General features: G+C 64.4%; 14 protein-coding genes. 5 read left to right on the forward strand and 9 right to left on the reverse strand.

The features are described from left to right. Positions 1 to 17 precede the first annotated feature (17 nt). From RGQ15_RS03675 to RGQ15_RS03705, 7 genes are all read right to left on the reverse strand, one after another. Positions 18 to 1,331: a M16 family metallopeptidase gene (locus RGQ15_RS03675; RefSeq protein ID WP_311158871.1), complete on the reverse strand. Its 1,314-nt coding sequence runs from the start codon at positions 1,329 to 1,331 to the stop codon at positions 18 to 20. Beyond that, the gene (locus RGQ15_RS03680) at positions 1,328 to 2,719 is read right to left on the reverse strand and encodes a M16 family metallopeptidase (protein ID WP_311158872.1); all 1,392 of its coding nucleotides are present in this window, start codon (positions 2,717 to 2,719) and stop codon (positions 1,328 to 1,330) included. Before RGQ15_RS03680 ends, RGQ15_RS03675 begins: the two co-directional genes overlap by 4 nt. Before the next feature lie 99 nt (positions 2,720 to 2,818). Further along, a complete protein-coding gene (locus tag RGQ15_RS03685) occupies positions 2,819 to 3,379 on the reverse strand; it encodes a DUF3035 domain-containing protein (RefSeq protein WP_311158873.1) in 561 nt (186 codons plus the stop codon). A gap of 32 nt (positions 3,380 to 3,411) precedes the next feature. Continuing rightward, positions 3,412 to 4,185 carry a signal peptidase II gene (gene lspA, locus RGQ15_RS03690; RefSeq protein ID WP_311158874.1) on the reverse strand — a complete coding sequence of 258 codons (774 nt, stop codon included), beginning with the start codon at positions 4,183 to 4,185 and terminating at the stop codon, positions 3,412 to 3,414. Continuing rightward, a complete protein-coding gene (gene purH, locus RGQ15_RS03695) occupies positions 4,185 to 5,774 on the reverse strand; it encodes a bifunctional phosphoribosylaminoimidazolecarboxamide formyltransferase/IMP cyclohydrolase (RefSeq protein WP_311158875.1) in 1,590 nt (529 codons plus the stop codon). The genes lspA and purH overlap by 1 nt, the downstream gene beginning before the upstream one ends. A 37-nt stretch (positions 5,775 to 5,811) precedes the next feature. Beyond that, the gene (locus RGQ15_RS03700; protein ID WP_311158876.1) at positions 5,812 to 7,458 is read right to left on the reverse strand and encodes a heparinase II/III family protein; all 1,647 of its coding nucleotides are present in this window, start codon (positions 7,456 to 7,458) and stop codon (positions 5,812 to 5,814) included. A gap of 39 nt (positions 7,459 to 7,497) precedes the next feature. Then, positions 7,498 to 8,766 (reverse strand): RsmB/NOP family class I SAM-dependent RNA methyltransferase, encoded by a 1,269-nt coding sequence (locus tag RGQ15_RS03705; protein ID WP_311158877.1) that lies wholly within the window; start codon positions 8,764 to 8,766, stop codon positions 7,498 to 7,500. Positions 8,767 to 8,814: 48 nt separating this feature from the next. On the opposite strand from RGQ15_RS03705, the gene RGQ15_RS03710 reads away from it, so the two are divergent. The 5 genes from RGQ15_RS03710 to RGQ15_RS03730 all read left to right on the forward strand — a co-directional run bounded on the left by RGQ15_RS03710 (position 8,815) and on the right by RGQ15_RS03730 (position 14,899). Next, positions 8,815 to 8,988, forward strand: coding sequence for a DUF1674 domain-containing protein (locus RGQ15_RS03710; RefSeq protein ID WP_311158878.1), 174 nt, complete (start codon positions 8,815 to 8,817; stop codon positions 8,986 to 8,988). Positions 8,989 to 9,101: 113 nt separating this feature from the next. After that, complete coding sequence (locus tag RGQ15_RS03715) at positions 9,102 to 10,334, forward strand: efflux RND transporter periplasmic adaptor subunit (RefSeq protein ID WP_311158879.1); 1,233 nt, start codon at positions 9,102 to 9,104, stop codon at positions 10,332 to 10,334. Further along, the gene (locus tag RGQ15_RS03720) at positions 10,334 to 13,444 is read left to right on the forward strand and encodes an efflux RND transporter permease subunit (RefSeq protein WP_311158880.1); all 3,111 of its coding nucleotides are present in this window, start codon (positions 10,334 to 10,336) and stop codon (positions 13,442 to 13,444) included. Before RGQ15_RS03715 ends, RGQ15_RS03720 begins: the two co-directional genes overlap by 1 nt. Continuing rightward, positions 13,441 to 14,484, forward strand: a complete 1,044-nt coding sequence (gene selD / locus RGQ15_RS03725) for a selenide, water dikinase SelD (protein ID WP_311158881.1) — start codon at positions 13,441 to 13,443, stop codon at positions 14,482 to 14,484. The genes RGQ15_RS03720 and selD overlap by 4 nt, the downstream gene beginning before the upstream one ends. Positions 14,485 to 14,542: 58 nt before the next feature. Then, a complete protein-coding gene (locus tag RGQ15_RS03730) occupies positions 14,543 to 14,899 on the forward strand; it encodes a hypothetical protein (RefSeq protein ID WP_311158882.1) in 357 nt (118 codons plus the stop codon). Between the two features lie 20 nt (positions 14,900 to 14,919). Here the strand turns inward: RGQ15_RS03730 and RGQ15_RS03735 are convergent, their stop codons facing one another. Both RGQ15_RS03735 and RGQ15_RS03740 read right to left on the reverse strand, forming a co-directional pair. Beyond that, entirely contained in the window at positions 14,920 to 15,357 is a 438-nt protein-coding gene (locus tag RGQ15_RS03735; RefSeq protein WP_311158883.1) for an RbsD/FucU family protein, read from the reverse strand. 86 nt (positions 15,358 to 15,443) lie between these two features. Continuing rightward, on the reverse strand, positions 15,444 to 16,277 hold the full coding sequence (locus tag RGQ15_RS03740; RefSeq protein ID WP_311158884.1) for an aldo/keto reductase: 834 nt from the start codon (positions 16,275 to 16,277) through the stop codon (positions 15,444 to 15,446). Positions 16,278 to 16,429: the final 152 nt, after the last annotated feature.

Raw genomic sequence — 16,429 nt, forward strand, 5'->3', positions numbered from 1 at the left:
GTGGGGGGAAGGATTCGTCAATTTCCGACGTCCATGCCGTCGGGTCTTCCGACAAGCACGAAGCGAATTTGATCGGAATGCAGCAACCGCTTCGAGACGCGCTCGACATCCTCGGCGGTCACCGCCTCGATCTTCGAATTGCGGGTGTTGACGTAATCCGCCGGCAGGCCGATCAGCTGCATCCCGGCAAGGATGCTCGCGATCTTCGTATTGCCATTGAACCGCAGCGGATATTCCCCGGTCAGATAGGTCTTGGCGTCATTCAATTCACCATCTGTGACGCCGCCCTCGGCCAGGCGATCCCATTCCGTTCGGATCAATGACACGGCCTCGGCGACCTTGCCATTCGCACTGGCCATGCCACCCATCCAGGTTTCGCCATAGACGCCGTTCGAAAGGCCGGTTCCCACGCCATAGGTCAGGCCGCGCTTTTCCCGGATCTCCTCCATGAGCCGGGACGAGAACCCCCCGCCGCCCAGAATGTGATCCGCCACATGCGCCGCGAAGTAATCCGGGTCCGACATGGGAATACCCGGCTGGGCAAAGGTGACCACGGTCTGTGGGCTGTCCCAGTCGATGACAGTGGTCCCGCCGGTCAGAAGCAGTTTCGCCGGTTCGGGCAGGGGGGCCGAACCCTTTTCCGGCAAACCGCCCAGGATGTGGTCGATCAGTTCGCCGAGATCCTCGGCCGTTATGTCGCCGGCGGCCGCCACGACCACCCGGTCACGCGCAAGGACGCGGTTTTTTGCATCCACCAGATCGTCACGGGTCAAACCGGCAACCGATTCTTCGGTCCCGTTCACCGAACTGCCATAGGGGTGTTCGCCCCAAGCCTGACGCGCGAGCTCCTTGTTCGCAATCGCATTCGGGTCCGTTGCCTCGCTGCGGATGACGGATTGCATCTGTGAGCGCACCCGCTCGACGGCATCCGCATCGAAACGGGGATCGGCCAGCGCCTGGCGCAGCAGCTCGGCGGCGTCATCGCGATTCTCGGTCAAAGCTCGCGCATTGACGGTCAACGCATCGTCGCCCACATCGAAGCGACTGATGGCGCCCAGAGCCTCGACCGCCTCGGCATATTGGACCGAGTCCATCTCGCCCGAGCCTTCCTCGAGCAGCGCCGTCATCAGAGCGATCGCGCCGCGCTTGTCCGGGGCATCGAGGCTCGCGCCTCCCTTGAACATCATCGACAGCGCGGTGAAGGGAATGGAATGATCCTCGACCAGCCACGCCTTGATCCCGCCCGGAGAGGTGATCTGCTGAATCTCGATGGCACGAGCCGGAAGCGACGCGAGCGCGACAAAGACGAAAGTGGCAATCGCGCGGATCATTGGACTTCCTCGGCATGGGCGGCAGCAGGAATGGCGGTTGCGGCATTGGCGGTGGCAGGCTTTTCGGGAAGCAGCCAGGCCGTGAGGGTCGCCGGATCATCGAGCACCAGCTTGGCGGCAGCGCGGACATCCTCCACGCTGACCTCGGCCAGGATGTCGGGCCATTCGTTCACATCTTCAACCGAAAGGCCGATCGACAGGCCCTGACCATAATCATAGGCGCGGCCATGCGCGGAATCCTGAGCATAGATGCGCGAGGCCCGGATCTGAGTCTTGACCCTTTCCAGTTGGGTGGGATCGGGACCTTCCTGCAGGAATTTCCCGAGCGCTGCATCCAGCGCGGCCTCGGCATCGGCATTGCTCACGCCGGGTGCCGGGATCAGGGACAGGGCGAAGGTGGTCGGATCGACCGTCAGCCCGTCATAGGAGGCGTTCACGTAAAGCGCCTTTCCGGTCAGAACCAGTTCGCGGGCCAGAAACGAGGTCTGCGACGAACCGGCAAGCAGTTCGGACAACACATCCAAAGCCGCCGCTTGCTTCTGTTCGCCAGGATTGCGCTCGGGCGCAAGGGTCGAGCGGATCATGACGGGCTGGGCGACGCGCGGGTCGCTGCGTTCCATCCGGCGTGCAGACCTGTGTTCAGGCTCCTGCGGGCGGGCAGTGCGGGTCGAACCAGCCTTGGGCGGGATCGGACCGTAATATTTCTCGGCCAGTTCGCGCGCCTTCTCGGCGGTCACATCGCCCGCGATGATCAGCACCGCGTCATTGGGCGCGTAATGAGCATCATACCAGGCGATGGCGTCATCGCGGGTCAGGCCCTCCATTTCCTGTCGCCAGCCGATGACGGGGCGACCATAGGGGTGATTGTAGAACTGGACAGCGCTGCGTTCCTCGGCGAATTGCGCCCCCGGATCGCTGTCCGTGCGCTGCGAGCGTTCCTCGAGAACCACCATCCGCTCGGCTTGCCAGTCATCCTCGCCGATCCTGAGGTTCTCCATCCGATCGGATTCCATTTCCATGATCAGCGGCAGGCGATCGGCCGCGATCCGCTGGAAATAGGCGGTGTAGTCATAGCTTGTGAAGGCATTGTCCATGCCGCCATTCGCGGTCACCGTCTTGGACAGCTCACCCGGCCCCAGCTTGTCCGTTCCCTTGAACATCAGGTGTTCGAGATAATGCGCGATCCCGGATTTTCCCGCCTTTTCATCGGCAGAGCCGATCTTGTACCAGACCATCTGGACGACCACAGGCGCGCGATGATCCTCGATCACCACGGCCTCGAGGCCATTGTCCAGTTTGAAATGACTGATTCCCTTTGGCATTTCGGCCAGTGCAGGTGTCGTGGCCAGCACCAGCGCAAGGGGCGAAAGGCACTTGAGGATATTCATGGGCAGGCTCCGGTTCCGGGTCGCTGCAAGACCCTGCCCCGAGCAGGACTGCCGCGCAAGTCAGCAGCCCGTCATCTCACCGTGATCAGTCAGTCACGATCACTTCAGGAGGTTGTCGGCAGCCTCTTGCGCATCGGGCGGAAGCCCGCCCTTCTGGATCAGCGGCGGTGCGGCCGGCAGCTGCACACCTGTCGGACGCCAGCGTTCCTGTTCTGCCCAGCTGTCAAGCGTCATCGGCTCATAGGCACGGTAATAGACGTCGGTCCGGGCCAGGATCTCAAGCAGGCGGCGGGAATGGCGGCTGCGCCATTCCAGATCCTCGCGCGCAGTCGTGATGCGGATGGCGGGATCGCGTCCAAATCGCGAGGCTTGGTTGACCAAGGCGGCATCTGCCGAACCGATCCCCTGAGCCGACAAGGCTGCCGGGTTTCCGCCAAGCGCCGCAACCGCATCCGACTCGGGTGTCGGATCGGTGATATTGCTTCCACCCGGAGTGGGGGATGGCAGCACGTTCAGATCCGGCGGCATGGAAAGCGGCTTGGTCGGCAGGATCGCGAATTCATCCGGGCTGGATCGTCCCGCGGACGTGTTCATCAGGTGCGGGTCAGTGCTGCAGGCGGCCAGCCCCAGCATTGTCAATGTCACCGCGATCGCCCGCATATTCCGTCCCTCACCTTCTTATCCCGCCGTTCTTAGCGTGAATTGCCGCCCTCGTCACGGGGCTTGTCACCTGTCTGCGGTTGCGTTGGCGACAGATCCAGGGACAGCTGATCCGATGAGGCAACCTGTCGGGCTGAAGACGTCTCATCGCGGTCCCCTGTCGGCGAGGTCGCGCGCGACTTAGCGGGGGCTTTCTGTGCCTTCGGCGTCGTGGGCGGCCTGGGGCTGACCTTTCGCTTGTCCCGCTCGGACTTCTTCTCGGGCGGCTGAAGCACCAGACCCAGCGCACCGATGAAGATCGCGATATCCGCGACGTTGAAGCTGTAGGGGTTTCGCCAGCCCGGCAGCGACATGTTCAGGAAATCGGCCACCGCCCCATAGACCATCCGATCGACGACATTTCCCAAGGCGCCGCCAATCAGGAAGCCTGCGGAAATCTGTGCCAGCCGCGATGGCTTCGCGCGCATGACCCAGACGCCGACCCAAAGGCAAACGGCAAGCGCAATGGCGATCAGGATCCAGCGGGTCAGGTCCACTTCGCTGGAAAAGAGCCCGAAATTCATGCCCTGGTTCCAGGCCATGCGCAGGTTCAGCCAGGGGTCGATGACGTCCAATTCGCGGATCTGGTCCAGCCGGAGGACGTGCACGACCAGGTATTTCAGCGCCTGGTCCAGAACAAAGATAAGCCCAGCCGTAACGGCAACCTTGCGCCAGACCGGAGGCTCCGGTGCCCGCTTGCGAGCACCGGACTTGCGCGTCGCCGCCGGAGACTTCCGCGGCTTGGGGGTCGCGGGTGTCCCGGTCATCAGTGGCGGAAATGTCGCTGGCCGGTGAAGACCATGGCCAGACCCAGACGGTCTGCCGCCTCGATCACCTCGGCGTCACGCATCGAGCCGCCGGGTTGGATCACCGCCTTGGCGCCCGCTTCAGCCAGCGCCTCGATTCCGTCGGCAAAGGGGAAGAAGGCATCGGACGACACCGCCGAACCGGTCGTCAGCGCCTCGGTCCGGCCCAGGGCCTCGGCCATGTCCTCGGACTTGCGCTTGCCGATGCGGGTCGAATCGACGCGGCTCATCTGGCCCGCGCCGACGCCCACGGTCGCGCCGTCCTTGACATAGACGATGGCGTTCGACTTGACGTGCTTGGCGACGGTCCAGGCGAAGAGCAGGTCGTCCAGCTCCTCGGCCGAGGGCTGGCGCTGGGTCACGACCTTCAGGTCTTCGCGCTTGACGCGGCCATTGTCGCGGCCCTGCACAAGGAAGCCGCCCGCCACCTGGCGGAAGGACGTCCCCGCCGCCGCCGCATCGGGCAGGCCGCCGGTGGTCAGCAGGCGCAGGTTCTTCTTGGCGGCAAAGATCTCGCGCGCCTCGTCGGTCGCATCGGGGGCGATGACGACCTCGGTGAAGATCTCGGTGATGGCGCGGGCGGTGTCGGCGTCCAGCGTGCAGTTCAGCGCGACGATGCCGCCAAAGGCCGAGGTGCGGTCGCAGTCATAGGCGCGACGATAGGCCTCGACGGCGGTCGCGCCACGGGCGACGCCGCAGGGATTGGCGTGCTTGATGATCGCGACGGCCGGGCCTTCGGCCGGGTCGAATTCCGCGACCAGTTCGAAAGCGGCGTCGGTGTCGTTGATATTGTTGTAGGAAAGCTCCTTGCCCTGCCATTGCTTGGCGGTGGCAACGCCCGGACGCTCCGAGCCATCCTTGTAGAAGGCGGCGGACTGGTGCGGGTTCTCGCCATAGCGCAGGCCCTGCGCCAGCTCGCCCGAGAAGCTGCGGCGGCGCGGGTTTTCCTCGCCGATGGCCTGGGCCATCCAGGCCGAGACCGCCGCGTCATAGGCCGCGGTGCGGGCATAGGCGATCTGCGCCTGGCGCTGGCGGAAGGCATAGCGGGTGGTGCCATCATTGGCATCGAGTTCGGCCAGCACGGCGGCATAGTCCTGGACATCGACGACGACGGTGACGAAGGCGTGGTTCTTGGACGCGGCGCGGATCATTGCCGGGCCGCCGATATCGATATTCTCGATGCAATCGTCGTAATCGGCACCCTTCGCGACGGTCTCTTCGAAGGGGTAAAGGTTCACGACCAAGAGGTCGATCATGCCGATGCCATGCGCATCGGCTGCGGCCATGTGTTCGGCGTTGTCGCGCAGCGCCAGCAGACCGCCATGCACGACCGGATGCAGCGTCTTCACCCGGCCGTCCATCATTTCGGGAAAGCCGGTGACGTGCGCCACGTCGACCACCGACAGGCCGGCTTCGCGCAGCGCCTTGGCGGTACCGCCGGTCGAAAGCAGTTCGACGCCGCGCGAGGCAAGCGCGCGGGCAAAGTCGATCAGGCCGGTCTTGTCGGAAACGGAAATCAGCGCGCGCTTCAGCGGAATGCGGTCGGTCATCGGTCGGGGCCCCGTAATGGATCGCGGATTTTGACCGTCACCTAGCGCCGGAACGCGCCAAGGTCCAGCCGATCTGGATCGCGCGGCCGTGTAAACGTGCCGAAAGCACGATCTGGCGCGCCGGGCGGGGGTCGGCCAGACTGCGGTCGAGCAGGCAGCTCGCCTCAAGCCGGACCTTCCCGACACCGTCATGGCTGAACAGCCAATGCTCGCCTCCGAGCAGGTTCAGGTGGATCTCCTCGCCCTGCTGGCGCAGCTCGATATCCGGGTGAACATGGAAGCGGATGTCGAAGGCGAGACCCTCTTCGGTCCTGCCATGCTCAAGCTTGGCCTGTGCCGTCGCATCAAGCGCGGCAAGCGAATCCTCGCCCTGCAGGCTGCCACCATCGGGCGCGAGCCAAAGCTCGCGCAGGCAAGTCAGGCCATGGCTGTCGAGCCAGCCGTCGTGACCAGAAAGCAGATGCGCGGGTTCGGGGGAATGCGCAGGACCGCAATCCGGTGCGGTCAGGTTACCAAGGGAATCGCAGTCTCCCGCCCAGACCAGCGACGGGCGCTCGGTCAGGATGTCCGGCTCCCCCTCCTGGCGGTTTGGGTTCAACCGCGAAGACGACAGCCCTTCGAGACATAGCGCCGAATGGCAGGGGGTCGCACGGCTCGCCTTCGACCAGAGCGCTCCGAAACCGTCGCCGGGCCCGCAATTCACGATCAATGGCTGGCGCGCCACGGTCAGTTCGAAGGCGAGGGTCGAGGCATGCGCGCGCACGGCAGCCGGGCCGCCGGGGGGCGAGGCGGCGTCAAGGATCAGGGTGGTTCGCCCCCGCGCCATCCGGGCAAACCCCATCGCCAATCCATGCGCCGGCAGGGCCGGCCCCTCGGCTGCACGCAGGCAGCGATCCAGCCGCCCGGCGGCGCCCCTGCCCCCGCCGTGAAAACGCGGCAAGCTGCCGTCGGCATGGCGCAGGGCGCGCAGGATCGGCGCGATCTCGGCTATGATTGCGCGAAGTTCTGGGGGCGATTCGATCCCGGCTTCATCGGCGACTTCCTGTGCCCAGACCAAAAGCGCCATCGCCTCGAGCAGGGTTTCGGGCGCACGCGATTCCGACAGCGTCTCTACGCCCATGGCATCGGCTTCTTCGGCAAGCGCAATCAGCGCAGGCGCCGCGACGGTCTGGCGGTCGCGCAACGACATGGCGCCAACCGCGAGCCCCGCCAGCGCCTCGAGCCGCGGCAATCCATCGGGACATTCGTACCACGTGGCCCGCAAATGGGTCAGGTGCTGGTCAAGCGACCGGAAGAACGGCTCGGCCCCATCGCGATCAAGTCCGGGCAGGATCATTCCGGCGTGGAAAATCCAATGCAGAAGCCGCCGCCCAGCGATGGCGGGCGCCCATTCGGGGGCATCCGCATGCGGGACGCGGTGACGGCGAAGCCAGGTCAGCACATGGTGCTGGGCAACCGATCGCGCCTTGGGCGACCCCACCGCCGCCAGGTCATCAAGCCAGCCGAAACCCTGCAATTCGGCCGCAACCGATGCGGGCATTTCATTCTCGAAGAACTCGCCGGTCAGCGTGATACCGCCAAGATGCAGCTTTCCTCCGACAATCTGCTCACCGCGGCCGGAATGGCCGATGGCCTTGGGCTCGGGCCGGCGCAGGAATCCCCGGGGAGAAGGCGTGTCATTCATGGTCGTCGCATTCGCTGGAACCCGACAAGCTTAGGACTTCTAATCGGATTTCCGCAAGCACGCGATGAAGAACCCATCCATGCCGCCGCGTTCCGGCCACAGGTCGGGTCGTAGCCGCAAGGCACCGCGCTCGCTCAGCCAACCCGGCTCGATCCCTTCGGCCCTGACCGGCTCGACGGTTACTTCGGGATGGCGGGCCAGAACCGCTTCGAGTTGATCCTCGCCTTCCTGCGGAAGGAGCGAGCAGGTGGCAAAGACCAGCCTGCCGCCCGGGCTCAACAGATCAAGCGCATGATCGATCAGCTTCGACTGCAGCGCGGCCAGGCCTGCGACGGCGGATCCGTCGCGGATCAATGGCAGTTCGGGATGACGTCGAATGGTTCCGGTTGCCGAACAGGGTGCATCCAGCAAGATCCCATCCAGCGGCGCGTCAGGCCGCCAGTCCAAGGCGTCGCCGGCGATCAGACGGGCAGAAAGACCACAGCGCTCAAGGTTTTCAGCGACGCGGCCCAGGCGCGATTCTGAAATGTCCAGCGCCGTCACATCGGCCCCCGCGGCCGCGAGCTGAAGGGTCTTGCCACCCGGAGCCGCGCAAAGGTCCGCGATCCTCTCGCCGGGTTTCGGATCGAGAATGCGGACCGCCATGGCGGCCGCGGCATCCTGGACCCACCAGTTGCCGTCCGCATAGCCCTCAAGCGCACTGATCTGAGTACCCGAAGGCAGGCGAAACGAGCCGGTCGGCAACTTCTCACCGGGGGCTGTTCCGGACTTGGCCGTCAGATCCAGCGGCGCGCCTGCCTCATGTGCCGCCTCGATGGCACGCGCCACATCGTCGCCCCAGCGCGCAACCACGGGCGCGCGAAGCCAGTCAGGCATGGGCTGCGGCTGTAAACCGGCCCAGGCTTCCGCCGACGACGCGACCTTGCGCAGCACCGCATTCACCATCCCTGACGCTGCCTGACCCTTGCCACCCAGGCCGCGACAGATCTTGACCGCTTCGTTCACCACGCCGTGCGGGGCCTCGCCAAGAACCAGGAGCTCGGTCGAGGCAAGACGAAGCACCCGCCTGATCTCGGGCCGGGGGCGTCGTGCCAGCATCGGGGCCAGAAGCGCATCCACCCGCGACCCGTGACGCAGCGCCGCGCGCGCAAGCCGGCGCGCCCGTGCAAGCTCGGCCGGGCTCATCTCTTCAAGCAGATCCGCGGCCTCGTCCAGGGTCGCGCCATCTTCGACCGCCGCCAGAAGTTTCAGCGCGCCCAACCGGGCCGCGTCGCCGCGTTGATTCTTGCGCGTCTTGTCCAAATGCATCCCCTTGCCTAGATTGCTCAGATCTAGCGTGATGCAGGGAAAACCGCCATGACCGACCGCAAGGAACTGCCGCCCGCTGCGCAACGCGCCCTGGCCGAGGCCGAGGAACGCCGCCGCAACGCCAAGGCCCTGGACCTTCCCGTCGAGCTGGGTGGCCGCGATGGCCCCGAGCCCGTGCGCTATGGCGATTACGAGAAAAAGGGCATCTGCGTCGATTTCTGACCTGCCGCGCATCTTGCTGGCGAATCCGTGATCGCCGCGAAGTACGTCGTTTACTTGCCATTGGGGTTCTGCGGCTAGACAGTCCAGATAAACCTAAGCGCAGGGAACGGCAGATGATATTCGGCAAGATGATGCCGAAATGCGCAGCATTGCTGCTCATTTCGGGATTGGTGATGACGCCAGCATGGGCCCAGCAGGGCCGCAGGGGCAGCCAAGGCCCCAGTGCCGTGGGCGTCATGACGGCAGCCGAGGAAGAGGTGCCTTATACGATCACCCTGCCGGGCCGCGCCATCGCATTTCAGCAGACCACCATCCGCCCTCAGGTTGGCGGCGAAATTCTCGAAGTCACGTATGATCCGGCCAAGCCGGTCAAGACCGGTGACGTGCTGTTTCGCATCGATCCCGAAACGCTCGCCGCCGCGCTGACGGCAGCAGAGGCCGGGGTCGCCGGCGCGGAAGCAAAGCTCACTGAAGCCCAAAACACCGTCACACGCTATCGCCGGCTCGAAGGATCGGGGGTCTCGGCCGTGGACCGCGCAGCGGCGGAAGTGGCCCTGAAACAGGCCGAAGCCGATCTGAAATCGGCTGAGGCCGCCCGCGATTCGGCCCAGCTCTCCCTTGACCGAACCCAGATCGTCAGCCCCATCGACGGCATGGCGGATGTCGCCGAGGTTTCCGTTGGCGATCTGGTGACGGCCAACCAGTCGGAGGCTCTGACCACCATTACCCAGCTTGACCCGGTCTATGTCGACGTCTCGCAATCAAGCGCGAGCATTCTGCGCAACCGCGCAAAATTCAACGCGGGCGAGTTGGTTCGCAATCGCGAGGTGCAAGCGCACCTGACACTGGAAACCGGCGAGGAGTTCCAGGGGGCCGGAAGGATCGTCAGCCCCGGCATCCTGGTTTCGCCAACGACGGGAACAGTCCCGATCAGGCTGCAATTCGACAATCCCGACCGCCTGATTTTGCCTGGCCAGTTCCTGCGGGTCGAAATGACACTGGGCTCCACGCGCGCCGTTCTCGTTCCGCAGCGGGCAACGCGACGGTCGTCCGACGGGACGCTGACCGCCTTTGTCGTGCGCGAGGGCAAGGCCCAGCAAATCACCCTGAGCGAGCAGGGCACCTATCGCAACAGCTGGATCGTGACCCAGGGGCTCACGCCCGGCGAAGAATTGGTGCTGGATGGGCTGAACAACCTGCGCGCCGGCGCCGAGGTGACCACCGTCCCGGTCGTCATCGACGATCAGGGCGTCGTGCGGGATGCCAAGTCTGCCGAGAATGCCGCAGGTGATGACGAAAACAACCCGGCCGCCAGATCAGGCGCACAGGACGCGGGCACCAACTGATGGCGCATTTCTTCATTCATCGCCCGGTCTTCGCCTGGGTTCTCGCGATCGTGACCATGTTGATCGGAGGGTGGTCGCTGCTTGGGCTGCCTGTCTCGCAATATCCCGACATCGCCCCGACCACGATCCGCATCACGGCCAATTATTCCGGCGCCACGGCGCGCGCGGTGCAGAATTCCGTCACGACGCCGATCGAGGACGCGCTGACGGGGCTGGACGGCCTTATCTACGCAGTTTCCACATCGTCCCAAGGCCGCGCATCCATCACGCTCACCTTCGACGACAGCGTCGATCCGGTCGACGCCCTGAACGAGGTCCAGTCCAAGGTTCGGTCTGTCGAAGGGCGCCTGCCCTCGCCGGTGCAGTCGGACGGGGTGACCGTCTCGCGCTCGTCCTCGTCGATCCTGATGGTCGGCTCGCTCGTGTCGACCAGGGGCGAGCATTCCACGATCGAGCTTGGCAACCTGCTTGAGCAGGTGGTGGAAGGTCCGGTCAAGAGGACCGACGGCGTCGGCGGCGTCAACGTCTTCGGCTCGGGCTACGCCATGCGGATCTGGATGGACCCGCTGAGGCTGGCGCAGTTCCAGCTGACCCCGACAGATATCACGACAGCCGTTGCAGAACAGAACAGCACCGTCTCGGTTGGCGATCTGGGAAGCCAACCGGTCGTTCCGGGGCAGCAATTCACCGCGACCGTCACTGCGCAAAGCCAGTTGAGCTCGGTCGACGACTTCCGCAACATCCTGCTCAAGACAGGGTCGGACGGTGCCGCTGTCCGATTGGGCGATGTGGCGGAAATCGAGATCGGCCAGACCAGCTATGGCAGGGATTCGCGCTATAACGGAATGAATGCCTCGGGCTTCGCGGTGAACCTCGCCACGGGCGCGAATGCGGTCGAAACGGCGAATGGCGTGCGCGCGACGCTCGAGGCGCTGAGGAACGCCCTGCCCGAAGGGGTCGAAATCCACATCGCCTATGACACCGCCCCCTTCGTCGAGCTTTCGATCGAAAAGGTTTATCACACCCTTCTGGAAGCCATCGCCCTGGTCTTCCTGGTGATCCTGCTGTTCCTGCAGAACTGGCGCGCGACGCTGATCCCGATCATCGCCATCCCGGTGGTTCTTTTGGGCACGTTCGGCATGCTGGCTGCCTTGGGATACTCGGTGAACACGCTGACGATGTTCGCGATGGTGCTCGCGATCGGACTGTTGGTCGATGACGCCATTGTCGTGGTCGAAAACGTCGAACGGGTCATGTCCGAGGAAGGTCTTGGCCCCGTAGAGGCGACGGAAAAGAGTATGGGCCAGATCAGCGGGGCGCTCGTCGGGATTGCACTTGTGCTGTCGGCGGTTTTCCTGCCGATGGGCTTCATGGCCGGCTCGACAGGGGTCATCTATCGCCAGTTTTCGGTCACGATCATCACCGCGATGGTCCTGTCGCTTCTGGTCGCGCTGATCCTGACGCCCGCGATGTGCGCAAGCCTTTTGCGCCCCGGTCACGGCACGGCACGCTTCGCGCCGGCCCGCTGGTTCAATGCGGGCTTCGATCGGATCACGCGCGGCTATTCATCCACGGTGCGTCGCACGCTGCGGCGCCCCTTTCTGATGCTGCTCGTGCTCGCGGGTATCGGCTACGGAGCCTTCGATCTGTTCAACCGGATGACCACGACCTTCATCCCCACCGAAGACCAGGGCGTTCTGCAATCGCGCATCACCCTGACCGAGGGCTCGACGGCGCAACAGACTGCCGCCGTGGTCGAGCAAATCGAGGAATACATGCTCAACGAAGAGAGGGATGCGGTGGAATCCGTCTTCGTGGCCATGGGATTCGGCTATTCCGGCACGGCGCAGAACCAGGCGATGATCTTCGTGAAGTTGCGCGATTTTGCATTGCGCGGCGACAGCAGGCTTTCCGCTTCGGCCGTCGCGCAGCGTGCGAATGCCCGTTTCGCGGCTCATCGCGCCGGTCGGATCGTCTTCATGCAACCGCCAGCGATCCCAAGGTTGGGGAACTCGTCCGGCTTCACCTTCTACCTGCTTGACCAGTCGGGGGGCGGGATCGAGGCCCTGACCGCCGCGGCCGAACTGCTTGAGCAGAACGCCGCTGCCGATGGTCGCGTTCAGAATACCGAAGGCGGCGGCTCGGAAGACGAAGCTGCGCTGCGCATCGACATCGACCAGCAAAAAGCGGAAAGCTTCGGGGTTTCGGTGCCGGCGGTGAACTCGATGCTTTCCACCATCTTCGCCGGCAAGGAGGTCAATGACTTCGCGCTAGGCGCGCAATTGCGCCCTGTCGTCGTGCAGGCGCGTGCCGACAACCGGATGCAGCCCGAGGACGTGGACCGCTGGTATGCCCGAAATTCGGACGGTGACATGGTCCCGTTCAGCGCCTTCATGTCGACGCGCTGGGAACCGGTCGAACCGCGCCTGTCGCGCATAGACGGCATCGACGCGATCTCGGTCGAGGGACAGCCCGCGCCGGGCGTCAGTTCGGGATCGGCCATGGACGCGATGGAGGAACTCGTGGCCGATCTGCCGGGCGGCTACGGCCTGGCCTGGACCGATCTGTCCTATCAGGAACGGCAGGCCGGAAACCAGGCACCCTTCCTTTTCGCACTTTCGGCCCTGGTGGTCTTCCTGTCATTGGCCGCGCTTTACGAAAGCTGGTCGATCCCGTTTTCGGTAATGCTGGCCGTGCCTGTCGGCGTATTTGGCGCTGTCGTCGCCGCGCTGAGCCTTGGTCAGGCCAATGACGTCTATTTCAAGGTCGGCATCCTCACCACGATCGGGTTGGCAGCCAAGAACGCCATCCTGATCGTCGAATTCGCCCGCGAGCTACAGGACGCCGGCCGGAGCGCAATCGAGGCGGCCATCGAAGCCGCACGCCAGCGCTTGCGGCCTATCCTGATGACATCCCTGGCCTTCATTCTCGGCGTTCTGCCCTTGGCCATCGCCAAGGGCGCAGGCGCAGGGGCGCAGAACTCCATCGGGATCGGGGTCATGGGCGGGATGATCTCGGCCACGTTCCTTGGCATCTTCATGGTACCGGCCTTCTACGTTACCGTGCGCAGGCTGACGGATCGGCGGCGCAACAAGGAAGTGACGACATGAACGAACACCCCAGACTGACCTCGCTTGCCCATGGTGGTGGCTGCGGCTGCAAGCTTGCGCCTTCGGTCCTGCGCGATTTGCTGGCGGGCCAGCCGGTTGCCCACGCCTTCCCTCAGCTTCTGGTCGGAACCGAAACCTCGGACGATGCGGCTGTCTGGCAGGTGGACGACAATACCTGCGTGATCGCCACGACAGATTTCTTCATGCCCATGGTGGATGACCCGCGCGATTTCGGTCGGATCGCCGCGACAAACGCCATTTCGGACATCTATGCCATGGGCGGACGCCCGATCATGGCCTTGGCGATCCTCGGCATGCCGATCGACAAGCTCGCCCCCGAGCAGATCCGCAAGATCCTGGAAGGCGGCCGGGAAATCTGTGACGAGGCAGGCATTCCGGTCGCAGGAGGCCATTCGATCGACGCGCCCGAGCCGATCTATGGGCTTGCCGTGATCGGCCTGTGCCACCCGTCGGAATTGCGCCGCAATGCCGATGCCAAGCCGGGCGATGCGCTGATCCTGACCAAGGGGCTGGGTGTCGGGATCTATTCCGCCGCGATCAAGAAAGAGGCGCTGGATACCTCTGGACTGGCCGAGATGGTCGCCAGCGCGACAACCTTGAACAGGGTCGGGGTGGAGTTGGCCAAGCGCGCCGATGTTCATGCGATCACCGACGTGACCGGTTTCGGCATTCTTGGACATGGGCTTGAGATCGCTCGAGGCGCAGGGTTGCGCCTGCAGATCGATCTGGGCAGCCTGCCTCTGCTCAGCCGCACAGCCGAGCTTGCAAAGGCTGGGTTTTTCACCGGCGCCTCGACACGGAACTGGGCAGCCTACGGGTCCGAAGTCACGCTGCCCGAAGGTCTGGACGACTGGCAAAAGGCGATCCTCACCGATCCGCAAACTTCTGGGGGACTTCTGGTCGCCTGCGCTCCCGAAGCCGCCAAGTCCGTGCTTGCCGACATCCGCGCCGCAGGCTTCCCGCTGGCCGCGATCGTCGGTTCTGCCGCAGAGGGAAGCGCCGGGATCACCGTTATCTGAGAGCCCGCGCGGGAACCCGAGTCGAATGGCGGTCGTTGGCATGGCAGGAGGATTTCCAATGACCAGCCAACGACTGTCCCATCTCTTCCTGACCGCTTTCCTGTGCGGCGCGACCGCCCTGCCCCTGATGGCGCAGACCGTTCCGACGACACCTGCCGACACGCCGATGCGCGCGGAAACCACCGTCGATTGCCCCTCCGCCGCCTCGATGGCCGAGCCCGCGACGCAAGAGGCCGCAACCGCCGACGGAACCGCCCCTTCGAATTCCGGCTCGACCGGGTGGAGTGGCGGCACCGGCGGCTCTCATATCGGGACAAATCCCTCGGGCGCGGTCATGCATACCAAGACATGGCACGCCCCTACCGCACGCGGACTGGACCTGAAGGGCAGGCCAGAACCGGTTCCGGCCTGCTAAAGCGCAAACTTCGGCACCCGTCACTTGCCCGGCAGGACGCCTTTCTTGAGAATGACATTCGCATAAAGCCGCGCGTCCTGCGTCTGCAGGATGGCGAAGCTGTTTCGGGCGAACTCGTAGAACCCGAAACGATCCACCGATTGAAGGGCTGATCCCGCACGTTCGACGAACGGGATCAATTCCGCCACCGCCTCGGGAACGGAATCCGGGTCGTCCACGACCTGCATGGTGGTCGCCGCCGCGGGCACGAAGGTATCGAGCGGCATCAGCCCCATGACGAGCCCGGCGGCCTGCGGCATGCGCGCCCCGATCGTGAGCACCTGGCTGTAAGGAAGGTTTCGAGCGATTGCAGCTGCAGGGAAGTTCATGTCCACGATCGCCAGATCGTCTCCATGACCCATCTGGGCCAGCACATAAAGTAGCTCGGGCGAAATCCGTTGATCGATTCCCTTGAGCATGAAGACACCTCCGACGTCACGGCCCCCGCTGGGGCAAATTTCCCGGCAAGAAAAGCCTTCTCGTGCCCAAGGTCAATGGCGCGCAGTCAGATCATCTCAAGTGGCACCGGCGATGCCGGGGCGGCAAAAATCCTGTCCAGCTCGGAAACCACGTCTCGGGTCAGGCCAAGGGCGGCCGCCTGCTGGTTCTGCGACACATGTTCTGGACTGCCCGATCTGGGAATGGCGATTATCCCCTGTCGGTTCAGAACCCATGCCAAAGCGATCTGGCCAGCCGTCAGCCCAAGCCCCGCCCCAAGCCGCGCCAGCTCGGCGTGACCCGCCAATCGGCCCTGCTCGATCGGGCTATAGGCCATCGCCGGGATACCGCGGCTGCCCAGCCATGGCAGCAGGTCCAGTTCAGGTCCCCTTCGGCCAAGATTGTAGAGGATCTGGTTCGTCGCGCAGCGCCCGCCACCGGCCGCGAGCAGTTCGTCCATATCCGCGACCGTGAAGTTGCTGACGCCCCAGTGTCGGATATGACCGGCGTCGCGCAGCCTTTCCATTGCCTCGACCGTTTCGGCCAGCGGCACATCGCCTCGCCAGTGCAAAAGATATAGGTCGATCCGGTCCGTTCCCAGCCGCCTGAGACTTCGCGCGCAAGCCAAGGGCAATTCACCCTCTGACGCGTTCCAGGGATAGACCTTGGTGACAAGGAACACCTCGTCGCGCCGATCTCCGATCGCCTCGGCGACCAGTGTTTCGGCTGCGCCTTCGGCATACATCTCGGCCGTATCGATCAGGGACATGCCCAGATCCAGCCCCCTGCGCAACGCCGCGATTTCGGAGGCGCGCCGGGCCGGATGCTCGGCCATCATCCAGGTCCCTTGCCCAAGCGCGGGAACCATCTCACCATCAGGAAGGTTTGTGCGTGGGATCATTCCGAAATCCTGGTTCCGGCTACAGGTTCAGGCAAGCACGACCGGTATCGCGGAACAATGGAGTTTTCCCAATCCCGGCTGAAAACAAAGAGCTAGTGCATCATGCAACATCTTGATTGCCCCGGTTGCGGACAACGTGTCTACTTTCACAA

The sequence above is a fragment of the Paracoccus sp. MBLB3053 genome (assembly GCF_031822435.1).
In the GTDB taxonomy this organism is placed as follows: Bacteria; Pseudomonadota; Alphaproteobacteria; order Rhodobacterales; family Rhodobacteraceae; genus Paracoccus; species Paracoccus aurantius.